The organism is Sedimentibacter sp. MB35-C1 (assembly GCF_030913635.1).
Lineage (GTDB): Bacteria > Bacillota > Clostridia > Tissierellales > Sedimentibacteraceae > Sedimentibacter.
Genome location: NZ_CP133188.1, coordinates 3,012,780 through 3,029,122 on the forward strand (window position 1 = coordinate 3,012,780; position 16,343 = coordinate 3,029,122).

At 37.2% G+C, this 16,343-nt stretch carries 13 protein-coding genes and 1 riboswitch; of the genes, 3 read left to right on the top strand and 10 right to left on the bottom strand.

The annotated features are described in order from the left end of the window. The first annotated feature begins 83 nt into the window (after positions 1-83). Complete coding sequence (locus RBQ61_RS14670; RefSeq protein ID WP_308137964.1) at positions 84-1,211, top strand: exonuclease SbcCD subunit D; 1,128 nt, start codon at positions 84-86, stop codon at positions 1,209-1,211. After that, a complete protein-coding gene (locus RBQ61_RS14675) occupies positions 1,208-4,246 on the top strand; it encodes an SMC family ATPase (RefSeq protein WP_308137965.1) in 3,039 nt (1,012 codons plus the stop codon). Before RBQ61_RS14670 ends, RBQ61_RS14675 begins: the two co-directional genes overlap by 4 nt. A gap of 55 nt (positions 4,247-4,301) precedes the next feature. Here the strand turns inward: RBQ61_RS14675 and RBQ61_RS14680 are convergent, their stop codons facing one another. The 7 genes from RBQ61_RS14680 to RBQ61_RS14710 form a co-directional block, all read right to left on the bottom strand. Then, on the bottom strand, positions 4,302-4,793 hold the full coding sequence (locus tag RBQ61_RS14680; RefSeq protein WP_308137966.1) for an N-acetyltransferase: 492 nt from the start codon (positions 4,791-4,793) through the stop codon (positions 4,302-4,304). A gap of 97 nt (positions 4,794-4,890) precedes the next feature. Beyond that, a complete protein-coding gene (locus tag RBQ61_RS14685; RefSeq protein WP_308137967.1) occupies positions 4,891-6,039 on the bottom strand; it encodes an ABC transporter ATP-binding protein in 1,149 nt (382 codons plus the stop codon). Beyond that, positions 6,036-7,061, bottom strand: coding sequence for an iron ABC transporter permease (locus RBQ61_RS14690; RefSeq protein WP_308137968.1), 1,026 nt, complete (start codon positions 7,059-7,061; stop codon positions 6,036-6,038). The genes RBQ61_RS14685 and RBQ61_RS14690 overlap by 4 nt, the downstream gene beginning before the upstream one ends. A gap of 21 nt (positions 7,062-7,082) precedes the next feature. After that, the gene (locus RBQ61_RS14695) at positions 7,083-8,228 is read right to left on the bottom strand and encodes an ABC transporter substrate-binding protein (RefSeq protein ID WP_308137969.1); all 1,146 of its coding nucleotides are present in this window, start codon (positions 8,226-8,228) and stop codon (positions 7,083-7,085) included. A gap of 23 nt (positions 8,229-8,251) precedes the next feature. Then, positions 8,252-8,806, bottom strand: a complete 555-nt coding sequence (locus tag RBQ61_RS14700) for a hypothetical protein (RefSeq protein ID WP_308137970.1) — start codon at positions 8,804-8,806, stop codon at positions 8,252-8,254. After that, positions 8,806-10,173 carry a sirohydrochlorin cobaltochelatase gene (locus RBQ61_RS14705; RefSeq protein WP_308137971.1) on the bottom strand — a complete coding sequence of 456 codons (1,368 nt, stop codon included), beginning with the start codon at positions 10,171-10,173 and terminating at the stop codon, positions 8,806-8,808. Before RBQ61_RS14705 ends, RBQ61_RS14700 begins: the two co-directional genes overlap by 1 nt. Before the next feature lie 223 nt (positions 10,174-10,396). After that, positions 10,397-10,601: riboswitch (cobalamin riboswitch) on the bottom strand. A 52-nt stretch (positions 10,602-10,653) separates the two neighbouring features. After that, entirely contained in the window at positions 10,654-11,172 is a 519-nt protein-coding gene (locus tag RBQ61_RS14710; protein ID WP_308137972.1) for a peptidylprolyl isomerase, read from the bottom strand. Positions 11,173-11,377: 205 nt separating this feature from the next. Between RBQ61_RS14710 and RBQ61_RS14715 the strand changes: the two genes are divergently transcribed. Continuing rightward, on the top strand, positions 11,378-12,343 hold the full coding sequence (locus tag RBQ61_RS14715) for a hypothetical protein (protein WP_308137973.1): 966 nt from the start codon (positions 11,378-11,380) through the stop codon (positions 12,341-12,343). Between the two features lie 42 nt (positions 12,344-12,385). On the opposite strand, the gene RBQ61_RS14720 is transcribed toward RBQ61_RS14715, so the two are convergent. From RBQ61_RS14720 to pfkA, 3 genes are all read right to left on the bottom strand, one after another. Beyond that, positions 12,386-13,462 (bottom strand): AI-2E family transporter, encoded by a 1,077-nt coding sequence (locus RBQ61_RS14720; RefSeq protein ID WP_308137974.1) that lies wholly within the window; start codon positions 13,460-13,462, stop codon positions 12,386-12,388. A gap of 78 nt (positions 13,463-13,540) precedes the next feature. Continuing rightward, positions 13,541-15,298: a pyruvate kinase gene (gene pyk / locus RBQ61_RS14725; RefSeq protein ID WP_308137975.1), complete on the bottom strand. Its 1,758-nt coding sequence runs from the start codon at positions 15,296-15,298 to the stop codon at positions 13,541-13,543. Positions 15,299-15,351: 53 nt separating this feature from the next. Further along, on the bottom strand, positions 15,352-16,311 hold the full coding sequence (pfkA, locus tag RBQ61_RS14730) for a 6-phosphofructokinase (RefSeq protein WP_308137976.1): 960 nt from the start codon (positions 16,309-16,311) through the stop codon (positions 15,352-15,354). Positions 16,312-16,343 lie beyond the last annotated feature (32 nt).

A 16,343-nucleotide genomic window follows, 5' to 3' on the forward strand; every position in this document is an offset into this window, starting at 1 on the left:
TTACTTTACAGTTAATGTGTGGCAGGCAGAATTTTTGCCTGCCCATTTAATTGACAGTCCAGTATTATTGGAGGGAGTATATAATGAAAATAATTCATACATCAGACTGGCACTTAGGAATAAGCCTGCACAATGCAAGTTTAATTGAAGAGCAAAAAAACTTTATAGAATTTTTAATAGAAGCAGTAAAGAAAAACGGCATAGATGCAGTAATGATTGCGGGAGATATTTTTGACCATTCGGTATCAAGCGCTGAAGCTATTTCTTTATATAATTACGCTGTAACAGAATTATGCAATGAAATAGGAATTCCTGTAATTATATCTGCAGGAAATCATGATGGAGCAGTACGTCTTGCTTCTTGCAGCGAGCTGCTGAAAAAAACCGGACTTTATGTATTTGGGAAACTGACAAATGAAGTGGCAGTAGTGGAATTAAAAAATGCAGATGTTTATGTCCTTCCTTATTTCAACATTGATGAAACGAGAGCAATCTTCCCCAACGAAAAAATAAACAGCTATTTAGATGCAATGAAGTGTGTCTTGGATAATATGAATCTTAAGTTTCGTAGCGGCAGAAAAAATATTCTTATGAGTCACTGCTTCGTAAGCGGATCTGTTCTTTCAGAAAGCGACCGTTCCGCAATGGTAGGCGGCGCTTCCGTAGTGCCTTCGGAGATTTTTGAAGGCTTTGATTATGTTGCTCTCGGCCATCTTCACAAGCCGCAAAATAGAGGCTTTAATGCCAGATACAGCGGCTCTCCCCTAAAATACTCATTCAGCGAAGCAGATCATCAGAAATCCGTTACTATATTGAACATAGAAGATGAAATAACCATTCAAGAACTGGAAGTTGTTCCTTCAAGAGATATTAGAGTTATTCGGGGAACCTATGAAGAAATCCTTAAAATTGCAGAAAACGACTTAAAAAAGGATGACTATATAAAAATAGAAATGACTGATAAATATGCAGGCATGGAGGCTGTTGAAGTATTCAGAAGTTACTACGAAAACCTTCTGAATATTACAGGCAAAGTTAATGAGGCCGAAGAAAATGAGCTAACAGTCAATGAATTATACACACTTTCTCCTAATGATATTTTGGAGAAATTTTACAAAGAAGCTACAGGAAATGACCTGACTGACGAGCAAAATGATTTGTTTAATCAGGCTTTGTTTTCTGTTGAAGGTAAGGAGGACGCAGCGCAATGATACCTATAACTTTAAAATTCCAAGCATTCGGTCCCTATGTAAATAAACAGGAAGTAGATTTCAAAAAATTTGCGGACTCTGGCATATTTTTAATTCATGGAGCCACAGGCTCAGGAAAAACTACCATACTTGATGCAATATCATACGCGCTGTACGGAAAATCAAGCGGCGGTCAAAGAGGTGACATTACTTCTATGCGATGCCAAACCGCAAGCGAGCATATACCTACTGAAGTTGAATTCGTTTTTAAGATTGCTGATAAAACATATAAATTTACCAGAAGCATAGCCGTGAAAACTAGACGGAACGGCTCCAAACATTACAATGTTACACAAAACGCTCTATTTTTAAATAGCGAAGAAATATTTGTACCATTTTTTGAAAACCCTAAAATCAGGGAAACTGAACAAAAAGCATGTGAACTTATAGGACTTAGCCACGAACAGTTCGTACAAGTAATAATGCTTCCCCAAGGTAAATTTGAAAAGTTCCTCATGGCAAAATCAGATGAAAAGGAAGAAATACTTGTTACCCTTTTTAATGCCGGAAAGTGGCAAGAAGTTGCTGAATGGATATGTGATCAGGCAAAAGAAACGGCTAGAGACATAGCCGCAAAAAGAGATAATATAAATACACTGCTTAAATCAGAAAATGCTGAGAACATTGATGACTTAAATGTACAAATAAATGAAATTACAAAATCAGTCAATAGCGCTACTGAAATAATAAATAAGAAATCAAGTCAGCTGTCTGCAGAAAAGGACAAATTCTCACTTCAATCAGAAATTTTTAATTTTTTTGAAGAAAGGTTAAGGACAGAAAAAGAACTGGCAAAAATAAAGGAACAGGAAAAAGAAATAAATGAACTGATGGCAAAGATCGAAAATGGCAGAAAAGCACTAAATGTTTCACAAAAATATTCAACAGTTATGAATTTATACAAACTTATGCAAGCTGCAAATTTAAAACTTACAAAAGAAAAAGAAAACAATTCTATATATAAATCTACTGCGGAAAAAAACGACAACGAACTTTGTGAACTTAAAAAAAATGAACAAGCCATTGAAAAATCAAAGGAAAATAAAATTAAATCCGAAGCTCTGGTTACTGTATACAAGGAAATTACAAAAGCTCAAACAAGTTCTGAAAGAGAAAATAAAAAACTTGAAGCATTAAAAAAAGAAAATACGAGCAAACAAGAGATTTATAATTCCCTTAGGGAAAAACTCAAGCAACAAAAGGAGCTTAAAGATCACATATTTAACACATACAGTATGAAGCTGCCTGAGCTAAAGGAAAAATCAGAAAAATTCGCAATGCTTGAAAAGAAAAGTCATGAACTTAGCTTGCTTGATAAAAATATTAATACAACAGACAGACAGCTCATTATGCTGAATAAACAACTTGGAAAATTTAAAGAATTGATAACACTTAAGAAACAAGAATACGAATCTGTTTACAGCAGTTATATAAAAGGAACCGCATACCTGTTAAGCGAAAGCCTGAAAGAAGGAAATGAATGCCCTGTATGCGGAAGCGTGCATCATCCCAAAAAGGCTATAAATACTAATTCGAACATAGATGCTGCAACAGTCAAAATGCTCAGTACAGAACTGGATGAACTAAATGAAAAGTTCAATGCAACAATCAATGCAATAACAAAACAGGATGCCATAAAACTGTCGTCTGTTGAAAGCCTTGAAAAGCTTCAGCAGGAAAAAAATGAAATAAAGAAAACTCTCGGCGAAGACAGCAAAGAAGATGTACTTGCTCAATTGAGAAAAGCTGAAAAAGAATCAAGCAGATTAAATGATATTATCCGTTTGGAATCAGACTTGTCTGAAAAAATCAACAATACGGAAACAGAATTAAACCAATTAAGCTTAAAACTGAACGAGCAGAGCAGATTAAAAGAAGAGTCAGCTGCAATATACAGCTCAATGAACTCTCAAAAAATAAGCGGAATAGAAACCGAAACTGAATTGCTCAAGAAAATAAATTCGTACAAACTCTCAATAGACAGGTATGTAAATGAATTAGACGCTCTGACAAACAAGAAGGCATCAGCAGACAAGCTACTAAGCTCGTCAAATACAAGCCTTGCTTTCTTAAAAGAGGATTTTGAAAATAAAAACATTGAATATGAAAAAGAAAAAAATGAGTACTATTTATTGTTAAAAGAAAATGGATTTGCGGACACTTCTGAATTTAAGAAGTTCTTAGTACCACAGGAGCAAATTGACGAATGGGATAAAAAAGTACAGGCATATATAATTGAAAAAGGCTCCGTTGCCAAAAACCTTGAGCGCCTTATCAAACTTACAACGGGTAAAGAAAAACCTGACATTGAGCTAATAAAAAGTTCAATTGCTGCACTTGAAAATACTATTAAAGAATATGACAAACAAATTGCGCTGAAAGCAGATAAAAAAGAAAGAATCAATAAAACAATCAAGCAAGCTGAAAAGATCCAAAAAATCCTCCAAGAAATGATGAGAAAATACGACATGTATTACAATTTTGGAACAACACTGCGAGGTGACAGAGGCGTAAGCCTTAGGCGATATGTTTTAGGAGTCATGCTCTCATCAGTAACGTCAGAGGCAAATCGTCTTTTGAAAAATGTTCACGATGGACGATATCAGCTATGCAGAACTCTTGAAGGAAGCGGCAGGACAAGAAAAGCAGGTCTGGAGTTAGAGGTTTATGATGCCTATTCAGGTGAAAAAAGAAGTGTTACAGGCTTATCCGGCGGAGAAAAATTCCTTGTGTCCCTGGCACTCTCTCTTGGACTTTCTGCAGTAGTACAAGCACAGTCCGGAGGAATAAGGATTGATACTATGTTTATTGACGAAGGCTTCGGCAGCCTGGACAGCTCATCAATAGGAGATGCCATGAACATATTAAGCTCTGTCAAAGGCTCCAAAAGGCTTGTAGGAATAATATCTCACGTACAAATGCTTAAGGAGACAATTGAATCATCCATATCAGTTGAAAAGAGCCGAAAAGGTAGCACACTGAGAGTTAACGGTTAAGACCAATAAGAAACAACAGTACCATTAGGCAGCCAGCACAGAATATCCAATACTACTAATTCCTGGTATATTGATAAGCTATTCTGGGGCTGCCATCCTTTACATATATAATACCGCATTTTTCAAAACCGTTTTTTTCTATCAAGTGCCTCATAGTACTATTATTTTCGTGGGTATCTATGCGCAAGTTATGTATAAGTTCCTTACAATAATCCAAGCATCGGGAAAAAATACCTTTAACTTTACCATCACTGGCGATGCGGTGTATTGTACCGTAAGGATCGTCATTTTTCCATGAACCATTTTCTATGTAGACGTATGACTCATCCGATCCAATGATAAATGCAAAAGCTCCGTGTATTTCATTGTTTTCAATATATACAAACAAATGCTTTTTTTCTATGTCATCCTTCAGCATTTCAAGTGCTGGGTATGAATCACCCCACTGTGTAGGATTGCCGTTATCCTCCATGTACCTTCTGGCGATTGCATATACCCCCATAATTTTATCTAAATCTTCATATTTAGCCAAACGTATACTATACATGCTTCATCTCCTTATCCTTTATTATAAATAGTATACTAAACCAAAACTTAAATTTCAATGTCTTTACATAAATGACATAAATATTTATAAAAAAGCACTAATATATCTGATTAGTGTTAATATTTTCAAGTGCATCAGTGCTTTCCACAACTTTTATGCCTTCGGACACAGCAATTTCGTACAGAGCTTTATTTTTTTTATTTATTTCACCATATTTTTTCAAACAGTTGATTACCGTGTCACAGGATTTCATACGGCGCAGGGCACTATGGAAGACATCATCTCCGATAGGCTCAAAGCTTTTTTCAAAAAATACTTCGCTTGCCAAATCACACGCCAGTTGATAATCAATATCGTTTTCGTGAAGTATACCTGTTATAAAAGGTATTCTCTTTTTTTGCAGTGCGCGGTATTCCCCAATCCCTGTTCCGCCCCCTGCTATTACAAATATTTTTGGCTCCCCCTTTGACCTCTCCATCTCGAAACTGCCAAACAAAGGATTATAGCTTCCGTTAGTCAATTCGTAAAGTTCACTTATAAGGTCCTTTTGGAATATTTCTCGGGGAGTGCCTAAGTGGGTAATATACTCTCCCTTTACACACATCACTAAATCTGATACCTTTTGAGCCATATCCAGCTCGTGGAGGGACATGATGACTGTTATATTGCGTTCTTCTGCTAAGGTTCTTAAAATGTTAAGAAGCTCAAGCTCATAATGTATGTCTAAAAAAGAAGTTGGCTCATCCAAAACTATTATTTCAGGTTCCTGGCAAATTGCTCTTGCAATCAGTATTCTCTGACGCTGTCCATCACTGATTTCATTGAAATCTCTATCTCGCAATTCCCATGCATTCACAAGATCCATAGCCTTTCGAATTTCGATATTATCCTGTTCCGAGAGTATGCCAAGCATTCCAGTATATGGGTACCGCCCTGTTGCGACCACGTCTTTGCAGGTCATAAGCTCCGTTTTAAGCTTTTCTGTCAACACGACAGCTAATAGATAGGACATTTCTTTGTTACTCATAGTATCTATTGATTTATTGTCAATATAGACTGTTCCGTATATACTGTTTAGATGTTTTGTTATGCTTTTTAGAATGGTGGATTTGCCTGAGCCGTTAGGACCGATCAAAGTCAGTACCTGCCCCTTTTTTAAACGTATTGCAATATCTTTTATCATAGGCTTACCGTTATAGCCTACCGTCAGCTGCTTTGTGCTGAAAAAGTATTCCGTAGTCATCATTGTACTCTCTTTCTTAACATAATGTAAATTACAATAGGAACCCCAAATACTGAGCTCACTGAACTTACGCTTAGTTCCACAGGAGCAAATAAAACCCTTGCTATAAGATCACAGCCTAAACAGAAAACAGAACCGCCTAAGAAGCACATCGGAGTGACAATAAGCGGCTTTGATGTTTTCAAAAATGATTTTACCAAATGTGGCACTGCTATACCTACGAATGATATAGGTCCGGCAAAAGCAGTAACGCAAGCGCACAGAAAGCTGGAAAGCAATATAAGCATGATGCGAAACAATTTGATGTTTACACCCATATTCTGCGCATAGCTTTCGCCCATCTGATAAGCACCTATAGATTTAGACATAAGAAACACTATTGCCGAGGCAGTCATTACCACCATAGCCATTACACGTACGTCCCTCCATGAAGTTCCCGAAAAGCTGCCAAGAGACCAATTATGAAGATTTACAATGTTTGCATCATTGGCAAATGTAATCATTATGTCTGTGGCCGCAGAGCATATATAGCCAATCATAACGCCGCAGACAATAAGCATTGACGCCTTCTTAACCTTTCTTGATATGATAAGGACAAAACCCATGGAAATCATAGCTCCTGCAAATGCTGCAGTTATAAGGACTCCGGAGCTGACAGCATTGTACTTACTGAGTACTGTTATCATCACTATGGCAACCATCATTTTTGAACCGGATGAAATCCCCAGCACATATGGTCCCGCAATAGGATTATTGAAAAACGTCTGGAGCAAGAATCCTGACAGAGTCAATGCCCCTCCCAGTATAATACCTGCTGCTATTCTTGGTAGTCGAACTTTCCATATTATGCTGTAATCAGCCTCATTTCCGCCACGGTTAAACAATATTTTGATAATATCTTTCACCGAAACGTCTACACTTCCTAACTTAATATTCAATAATAACAAAACCACAAAGAGAACAATTAATATCGTCAGTGTGATAAAGTACCTTAAATATCTTGCGCTTTTGTTTTCTATTTCCATTCATCTTTCCCCGCTGAGTTATTAATGCAGCTTGTACATAAAATTTAATTCTGTCAGATTTTTGTCGTCATCAGTTAGCATCTGGCGTATATCTGAAATCATCAGGCCAAACTGTGTGGTTTCTTGAAACAGATTTTTGCTTGTACACCATACATTTCCGTTTTGAACCGCCTTAAAATCTTCCATCAAGCTGTTTTTATTTATCAATTCTTCTACGGAAGAAAGCTCACCGTCTATAGTGCTGTTATATATGATAAAATCTGCATCTTTTGCTGTGGAATAAAATTTCTCCATCTCAAGTGTAACTGTGCTGGTGGCGCTTTCTGGATCTCCAAGGTCATCATATATATAATCACCTCCGGCAAGCTTAATCATTCTTGTTACATAGTCACCTGATTTTCTGGCGATGGCATTGCCTGAAGAGCTTATATAAAAAAACGCTACTGTTTTACCTGTGTTTTCCTTATTTGAAATTTCCTCCAAATAACTTGCCTGTTCGTTAAAAACCTGTTTTGCAACTGATTCTTTTCCTGTTAGGACTCCGTAAAGTTTTATCCACTCAGTACGTCCAAGAGGATGAACTTCATAGCTTGACTGGTCTGTAAGCACCGGAATACCCAGCTCTTCCAGTTTTTCTTTAACCTCTGGATTATGGTTTATCATTGTGGACTCAACTGCAAGGCTGCAGCCATTTGACATAATTAGCTCATAGTCCGGCGCATTATATTTCCCCGCATATATAATATCGCCGGCTTCCATTGCTTCCCTTGCATTTTTAATATACCAGTCTTTCGATTTTGTTCCTGATAGGCTGATACTATCTAAGGAATTCAGGGCATCAAACAGACACATGGAAGAAGTGGCAACGAGATAGATATCCTCAATGGGCCGCCTCAGAACCGCAATGTCTGAATCTATGCCTTCTGGTATATCAATGGACTCCGGTACAACCAGATATCTGCCACCATCTGATATGGTTATCAGGGCATACCCGCCGTTGTAATAGTCTACACTAAAATTTTCTGCATACTTAAGCTCTAAACTACTTTCTGGCTCCCATCCGTTTCCAAGCCCTTTCTTGCTTACATGCTTGCTACCGGTGCATCCTGTAACCAGAAAAATAATCATCACACATATCGTAATGAGTATATTTTGCTTTTTTATCATTTTTTAATCCTTATTTTTTTTATCTAGTTTTTTTGTTTTGATTTAACAGTAACATATGAAAAGAGCCCTATTATCAAAACTATGATTACAGCTGCGATGCTGATGTCAAACAGGATTTCAGCTGCCCCACCACCGTTAAAGGGCTTAAGTGTATCGGAATTAAAACGAATCGTGTAGTCAATTTCGTGGGGTACGCTCATTGCCACAGTTTGTGCACTTACAGCCATATCCTTGTCCAGTGAAACAGGAATCTCGAATGTGGAATTCCCGTCAGTATTGACGGGATAATAGTAATTTCCATCTACCAGCATATACTCGTAATACGGACTGCTCCAAATTACAGAAGCAGTCATAGTACCGCTTGCAACTGTCAACTCTGCCGGAGATTCGATCTTCACTCTGCCCGACCCTCCAGAGAGAGTTGCTTCCACAGTGTACCTGCCGTCTGCCGGAAAATCCGCAGCAATTGCTTTAACCGGCAATATTGCTATTAATAAAAGAATAACCAAAGCTATAATTTTTTTCATCTCATATTTCATTTTACTATAAACAAAACCTAGTGCATTTTTTGCATACATTATTCCACTGTCACAGCTTCTTCTGGTATCATTGAGGATTGAAATACCAGAACCCTATCATACCATGCTTCTTTATTTATACTCCATGCAGCGCAGTTAATATCCTGGTTAAGTGCTACCACCGGTACTTCATATGTGTACTTACCTTCACTGTCCTCTACATAATAAATACATTTATCATCAGTATCGGCAAGTGCCTCTTCACCGGTACCCATGTATAATTTCTCATAACCCGTTCCACTGAGAGTAATTACTGCTGACATTTCACCCTTTGCTACAGTTAGTTGTGCATCAATTATGCGAAACATACTGGAACTGGAAGAAACTTCAATCTGATACGTGCCGTCCTTAATCTGGTCACCCTGTAATGTTTGAGCTTTTTCGGCTTCTTCTAAGTCATCCGTATCTTCAGCAGGCACATTTTCCTCATTAGTACTTTGATCTATGGCTTCACCCAAATGCTTAACAATCATATTCTGAACACCTGTGTACTCACCCATACCTTTAAGCACAGTCTCAACCTCATATCCTTCTGCTTCAAATGCGCTTTTCCATGAATCTTCTTCATCACCTGCCATATCATTGTTAGCATGATCTCCTGCAACAATCATAAATGGTAGCAAGACAACCTTGTTTGCTCCAGATTCTTTAACAAGAGCAATAACATCATCTAAAGATGGAGTTGCTTCCACTGTGCCCATAAAATAATTATCATGACCTGCATCGGTAATGTATTGTTGAACCTTTGAATATACAGCATTTGACTCATGTTCTGTTCCGTGACCCATGAACACAATTGCAGTTCCCTCTGTGTCATATGATTTTGTCTCTTCAGTTATAACTGAGACAATTTCTTTAAAATCTTCATCTGAGGCAAGCAATTGTTTGCCAACCTTAAAGCTTTCAAATTTGTCCTTATATGCTGATACTTCGTTGATAATATCATCATACTCAAAACCGTTCATAACATGTGTAGGCTGTATTACAACCTCTTTTACACCATCTGCTACCAAACGATCCATTGCTTCTGTTACATTGTCAATTTCTAAACCGTCGCGATCTTTAAGCTTGTCAATGATAATCTGACTTGTAAATGCACGTCGAACCTCATATTCAGGATAAGCTTCTTGCAACGCTTTCTCAACGCCTCCAATGGATAAGTCACGGTTGTCATTGTAGCTTGTACCAAAACTTACTGCCAGTATAACTTTGGACGGGGAATCTTCTGATAGATTTTCAACTGGAGGGTTTTCAGCCAGAGGATTTTCGTCTGCAGCATTTGTTGAATTTGAACATCCTGTTGCCATTATTAGCAATAACGACAGTGCCAGTATAAGCGTAAATAATTTTTTAATTTGTTTCTTCATTATTAATACTCCTTTTTAATTGTTTTTATATATTGCTTTATGTCATATCCGGTGGATTTTAGAAAAATCCGCCGGCGTTAATAAGACCGAAACTAAAAAACGTCTGCGATTAACTCGCAGACGTAAATAAAACGTGAGACTATAACATATTCATACAAAATGAAATATGTTTGTATTGCATCCATAGCCATGGTAGTCCGCAGGGCTGTACGCACTGCACTGTAAGTGCAGCAAGGAAACCGGCAAGTATTCTGGCTTATCACCCTGCGTTTACATAGAACGCTATCTTTGACACCTTCCCGGAATAATTTCCAGTGGTATTAGTCAAAGCATCAGTGAATTACAGCAACGGTCTTGCGTGGGATTTGCACCCAACTTCCATAACCTGATTCCTATATTCAATTTAAATCAGTATAGCACCATAAGAAACACTTTGTCAATAATATTTAGTCATTGCATTGGTGCTTTTTCATAATGTGTTTACGCTTTTTCCGGTTCTTCGTAGGTTTCTCCGAAGGTTTCTATCGTTACTTTTTTTAATCTCACATCTTCCATAGGTTTATCTCTGTAATCAGTCTTTGAATTTGCAAGTTTATCTACTATGTCCATTCCTTCCGTAACTTTGCCAAATCCAGCATATTGTCCGTCTAGATGTGGTGATTTTTTATGCATAATAAAAAACTGAGAACCTGCAGAGTTGGGAGCCATAGCTCTTGCCATTGATAAAACACCTTCAGTGTGTTTTAAATCATTCTTAAAACCATTGGATGTAAATTCACCTTTGATTGAATATCCAGGACCTCCTGTACCATTTCCTGTTGGGCATCCTCCTTGAATCATAAACCCTTTAATTACTCTGTGAAATGTTAAGCCGTCATAAAAATTTTTATTGATCAATGATATAAAGTTCTTCACAGTATTAGGAGCAATTTCGGGATAAAGCTCTGCCTTTACTGTATCGCCGTTTTCAAATTCAAATGTTACTACCGGTAATTTCATATATCCTCCATTTATTATGTTATTATTTACTATACTTTACACTATCATGCAGAATTATTCAAGACGTAATTGCTGCAATGATGTTGATAAAATAATAAAATTTGCATATTCTTTCTGAATATTTTAATTTTAAGGTTGTAACAACATCTATACACCGGAATATATTAAAGTAAAGTTATAGTAAATATGAGGAGGTTATATAAGCATGAAATGCTCAGATAGAAACAACGTTCTAGGTACCGGCGGAGTAGCTGAAAGATGCTGCACCGGCCAGTCAGGTTGTGATTGGGACGGAACCCTGAGAAACGTAGTAACAGAGCCAATATATGTTCAAAAAGTATACGATGCAGTACTATTTAATTTACAAGGGCTTAAAACTGCTCCCGATACTTGCTTTGAGCCAAGATTAGGATGCGGAACAAATGTAATAAGAATATCAGAAATAAGATGCAGAAAATTCTTCAATCCCGAAAACATTAATGACGAATGCAATATGAAAATTAATCCTATTACAACTTTATCAGGTGGTCAATTTGTTAAGAAAGAAGATGGCTGCGATTATAAGGTTATAGGTCCTGATGGTACATTAAGTCAAAAATTAATTTGGGCAGACACTCAGTTCTGTGATGATGAAGAGCAGGGAACACCTGTATTCGGAACACAAAACATTGAAGTTTCCGGATGTGTTGAAGTAGAAATGGATTTAGTTGTAACACCATGTGATTCAAACAGTGAAAGCATTATTACATTGACAGCTGTAGTTGAAATTGCTCCTACATGTAATCCTTTAGTACTAACGAACTTCTTTGAAATTTGCGTACCTTCAGTATATGACACAGCATTCCTGCCAAGATTTACTGAATTCTGCAATTTAGACTGTGTGGTAAGACTTGCAACAAATAGCATTCAAAGAGATTTCACTCTCGATCCGAGGACAGGTGAATTATCCGTTAACTTAATAATTTCACTTTGCATCTCCTGCGAAAAGAAAATAGTTGTTCCCGTACAACTATGTGTTCTGTCAACAGGATTTGTGCAGCTCTCTCCTGAACAAGCAAGCATTTGTCCTACATTCCCTCGCTTATTCCCGAGACAGATTGATGAAAACTCTGTGGGAGGAGCAGGCGGCGGCTCCGGATGCAGACCAAGGTGCCAATCAGCTGAAGAATAATATTCAAAAACCTGCTTATAAGGCAGGTTTTTTTACATATATTCAGTGTCTAAATCTACGTCTTTTTACATCTGTTCTCAGCTTTTCTTTCTCTATGTCCCCTATTCCTTTTTCTATTAACAATACATCTACGGATTCTTCAATAACAGTTTTAATAAGTACCACAATCGGAACTCCAAGAATCATTCCAAGAACTCCGAACATATTTCCTCCTACCGTTACTGATGTAATAATCCATAGCGGACTTACTCCCACATTTTTCCCCACAATGCGCGGGTCAAGAAAATTAGCATCCAGCTGTTGCACTATAACAATTATAATTAGCGCCGTTATTGCTTTGGATGGGTCCACGAAAAAAGACACTACAATCACAGGAACAGATCCTATAATGGGTCCAAAGTAAGGAATTATGTTAAACGTCCCAATAATTGTCCCCATAAGTGGCGCATATGGAACACGGAATATAAAAAATAAAATCACGCATACAATTCCTACTATTGTAGAATCAAGAAGCTTGCCGTTTAAAAAGCTCTTAAAAATTCTATTCGCCTCAGTGAAGGTACGAAGCATCTTTTTAGCTCTACTTTGCTCAAAAAATGCATATATAAATCTTTTCCCTCTGGCTAATATATCTTCCTTTTCAATAAGCATGTAAATATTGATTATAAAGCTTGTTATTATTGTCACGGCACTTGCACCAAAGTTTCCAACCATACGCATCAGCACAACGGATATTTCAGTAAAAGCATTATTTATAAGATTCCTGACCAATTCGCTAGCATGAAGGATATAATCAGCTATATGATGGATATACTCACTGTCAGACTTATTTTTTAAATCCATCACAATTTTAGTTATATCAACATTGCCTTCCATTATAAAATATACTATATTGTTTATATTTTCTACTATCTGAGGAACCAGCTTGTATATGAGCAAACCTATCATGCCAATTAAAATTATACACGCCAGCAATATGCCCTGGCACCGTCTTACCTTCAATTTTCCCATAAGGAGGGTAACGACAGAATCCAAGAGATACGCCATAATCAGTGCATAAAGCACAGGCTTAAATGAATTTTTCAGCCAATTAACTGTGTCCAGGCTGAAAACAAACATTAAAATTATCCAAATTACAAATAATATCGGCAACAACAACCTTAATATGCTTTTATATTTTCCTATGCTACCACCCCTCTACATTACTTTTGCCTGCCCCCTGTATACAACTCCTTGTTTTCCGTTTACCGTTAATATTTCTCCATCCTTAATTTCTCTTATACAATTTTCGGCTCCAACTACAACTTCTTTGCCGAGATTTAATCCAGCAATAAATGCGTGAGATGTTAAACCGCCCTCTTCTACAATGATGGCTGATGCTCGTGCCATATATTCAATTACGTCTTTTCCAGTTGCCGACATTACTATTATATCCCCATCTTCAAATTTATCCCTAAGTTCGGCAGCATTTTTTGCAATTATTGCTCTTCCTATAACTGTTTCTTTCCCTACTCCCACAGTCTTATACAATAGTTCGCTTACTATATGAACCTTAAGAAGGTTAGTGCTTCCTGATATTCCAACGGGAACACCGGCTGTTATAACTATAAGATCTCCGTTTTCAATGTATCCAAGTTCCAAAGCTCCTTCAACAGATTTTTCTATAATTTCGTCTGTTGAATGCATCTTGCTTATTTTAACAGGATAAACTCCCCAGTAAATAGACATTTTTCTCATTACATGTTCGTTTTCAGTTGCAGCTATTATTGGAGCCAGCGGTCTGTACTTGGATACTGCAGCCGCCGTATAACCTGAAGATGTTGCAGATATAATTGCAGAAGCCTTTAAATCAAGACAAGTCCTGCATGTAGCATAGCTTATGGAATCTGTTATACTGTTGTTAAAGCCCATATTTTTTGTTTTTAGTATTTCCTCATAATCCAGCGAATTTTCTATCATCTGTGCAACTCTTGCCATTGTTTGTACAGATTCAACAGGATAACTTCCAGATGCTGTCTCTCCTGAAAGCATTATAGCATCTGAACCTTCAAAAATAGCTGTTGCAACGTCTGAAACTTCCGCTCTTGTAGGTCTCGGATTTCGTATCATGGAGTCAAGCATCTGCGTTGCAGTAATTACAGGTTTCCCTGCATCGTTGCATTTCTTTATAAGCATCTTCTGAACAAGTGGCACTTCTTCAGCAGGGATCTCCACCCCCAAATCACCTCTGGCAACCATGACTCCGTCCGACACTTCAATTATTTCATCGATATTTTCTACACCCTGTCTATTTTCAATCTTAGAAATAATCATAATATTGTCTGCATTTTTGTCTTCAAGTATCCTTCTGATTGAAATAACATCCTCAGCCTTTCTAATAAAGGATGCTGCTATGTAATCCACGTCATTTTCAATACCGAACATTATATCATCAATGTCTCTCTCAGTAAGCGCCGGAAGATTTATTTTTACATTTGGAACATTGACACCTTTTTTATTCTTGACCGTTCCTCCGTTTTTAACAATACATCTTAAATCCGTATCATTTATTTTTTCTACTACTTCCAGTCTTATAAGCCCGTCATCTATAAGAACCATATCATTTTCATTTACATCTTTAGCAAAATCCTCATATGTAACGCTGGCTATTTTATTTGTTCCAAGAACATCTCTTGTAGTAATAATGAATTCCTGATCTTTTACAAGTTCAACTCCGCCATTTTCAAAATCTTTAGTCCTTATTTCCGGACCTTTTGTATCAAGCATAATTGCAGTGCAAGCCCCTAAATCATCTCTTACTTTTTTAATTACTTCTATTTTTTCTTTATGCTCTTCATGTGTACCATGAGAAAAATTCAGTCTGGCCACATTTAATCCACTTAGAACTAATTCTTTAAATGTTTTTTCATTTTCTGAAGCCGGCCCTATTGTGCATACAATTTTAGTTTTGCGCATCTTTTTCATCTCCCTTTCAAACAGTCAATTATTAGTAAATAAAACTTTGTTTTTTATATTGATAATATCTTAGTCAAATCATAAGTTGTTTCATCAAATCTTTTCTCAACCAAAAGTGCTTCTTCCATATCCATATCAAATATTTCATTGCCTCGCACTCCAAGTGCCCGATTTTTATTTGAATTAAATAAAAGCTCAACTGCTTTTGCGCCCATCTGGCTACCTATGAGTCTGTCAAACGCTGACGGAGTGCCTCCTCTTTGTGTATATCCCAAAACGGAATATCTCGTAGTTACACCTGTCTTTTTTTCTATTATTTCACTAATATCTTTTGCGTCTCCAGCTCCCTCTGCAAGTATGATTATGCTATGTCTCTTTCCTCTTGCCCTTCCTTGCATTATTTTGTCACACACTTCATCCATATTATTCTCAACTTCAGGGATAATAACCATTTCGGCTCCGCCTGCCAGCCCCGCATAAAGAGCAAGGTCTCCGCAATCTCTCCCCATTACCTGAATGACATTTGTCCTTGAATGAGATGAAGATGTGTCGCGTATCTTTTCAACAGATTCCAGCACTGTTGTAAGAGCCGTGAAAAATCCAAGAGTGTACTGAGTATATGGAAGGTCATTGTCTATAGTTCCCGGAATTCCTATAACCGGTACACCAGCTTTTCCAAGCTCCAGTGCTCCTTTAAACGTTCCGTTTCCTCCAATTGTAACAATTCCATCTATTCCTAGGTACTTAATATTTTTAAGTGCTTTTTCAAATCCTTCTTTTTGTTGGAACTCCTTACTTCTAGCACTTCCAAGAACGGTGCCTCCCCTATGAATTATGTCCGCCACAGATGATAAACTCATTTCAACGCTTTCACCTTCCACAAGCCCTCTGTATCCACTTTTTATACCTACCACATTAATATTATTATAAATTGCATACCTTACAACGGATCTTATTGCGGCGTTCATCCCCGGTGCATCTCCACCACTGGTAAGCACTCCAATTTTTCTCATTACAATCTACCTCCTCAATCAAATTTGACGTC

What these genes read in the sequence shown, in the direction of transcription:
- RBQ61_RS14700 (WP_308137970.1), bottom strand. Translation starts at nt 8,806, where the DNA reads ATGTATGCAAAAAATGCACTAGGTTTTGTTTATAGTAAAATGAAATAT.
- RBQ61_RS14675 (WP_308137965.1), top strand. Translation starts at nt 1,208, where the DNA reads ATGATACCTATAACTTTAAAATTCCAAGCATTCGGTCCCTATGTAAAT.
- RBQ61_RS14680 (WP_308137966.1), bottom strand. Translation starts at nt 4,793, where the DNA reads ATGTATAGTATACGTTTGGCTAAATATGAAGATTTAGATAAAATTATG.
- RBQ61_RS14685 (WP_308137967.1), bottom strand. Translation starts at nt 6,039, where the DNA reads ATGATGACTACGGAATACTTTTTCAGCACAAAGCAGCTGACGGTAGGC.
- RBQ61_RS14715 (WP_308137973.1), top strand. Translation starts at nt 11,378, where the DNA reads ATGAAATGCTCAGATAGAAACAACGTTCTAGGTACCGGCGGAGTAGCT.
- pfkA (WP_308137976.1), bottom strand. Translation starts at nt 16,311, where the DNA reads ATGAGAAAAATTGGAGTGCTTACCAGTGGTGGAGATGCACCGGGGATG.
- RBQ61_RS14705 (WP_308137971.1), bottom strand. Translation starts at nt 10,173, where the DNA reads ATGAAGAAACAAATTAAAAAATTATTTACGCTTATACTGGCACTGTCG.
- RBQ61_RS14670 (WP_308137964.1), top strand. Translation starts at nt 84, where the DNA reads ATGAAAATAATTCATACATCAGACTGGCACTTAGGAATAAGCCTGCAC.
- pyk (WP_308137975.1), bottom strand. Translation starts at nt 15,298, where the DNA reads ATGCGCAAAACTAAAATTGTATGCACAATAGGGCCGGCTTCAGAAAAT.
- RBQ61_RS14720 (WP_308137974.1), bottom strand. Translation starts at nt 13,462, where the DNA reads ATGTTTGTTTTCAGCCTGGACACAGTTAATTGGCTGAAAAATTCATTT.
- RBQ61_RS14695 (WP_308137969.1), bottom strand. Translation starts at nt 8,228, where the DNA reads ATGATAAAAAAGCAAAATATACTCATTACGATATGTGTGATGATTATT.
- RBQ61_RS14710 (WP_308137972.1), bottom strand. Translation starts at nt 11,172, where the DNA reads ATGAAATTACCGGTAGTAACATTTGAATTTGAAAACGGCGATACAGTA.
- RBQ61_RS14690 (WP_308137968.1), bottom strand. Translation starts at nt 7,061, where the DNA reads ATGGAAATAGAAAACAAAAGCGCAAGATATTTAAGGTACTTTATCACA.